The organism is Bacillus sp. OTU530 (assembly GCF_038440375.1).
This window is the reverse complement of record NZ_JASATP010000158.1, coordinates 1-426: the sequence shown is the minus strand read 5'-3', so window position 1 is coordinate 426 and position 426 is coordinate 1. Positions and strand designations below refer to the sequence as shown.

Annotated in this window: 1 pseudogene; it reads right to left on the bottom strand. The window is 43.0% G+C overall.

The annotated features are described in order from the left end of the window. A pseudogene (locus AAHB12_RS31380) lies at positions 1 to 426 on the bottom strand (carbohydrate ABC transporter permease); the annotation flags it as partial.

The following is a 426-nucleotide window of genomic DNA, read 5'->3' as shown; positions in this document are numbered from 1 at the left end:
CCTTTGTAAAGCAATACTGTAAACGGTAAATTCAATGCTACAAGTACAAGGATGATTCCCGGCATTGTTTTAAATAATCCGATTCCGTCTAATACCCAAATTGTCGGTACGATTGCTGGCGGGATAATCAGCCCTGCAAGGATCAAAAAGTCAAAGAAACGTGATGCTTTGCTGACCTTGCGCTGCAGCACATACCCTGACATAGCGCCAAGGATAATGAGTAACACGATAGAAAATCCGGTAATGAGAGTACTATTAAAGAAAGCACGAATGATCATGCCGTCTTGCGCTGCTAGTACAGCCTTCATATTCTCTACTAGCTGGAAGGAGCTTGGCCATGACATATTCAGCAGCGCAGACTCCTGTGTATCCTTCGCAGCATTCACGAGAATAAAGTAAAATGGAATCCCAAATACGACTAAAGTT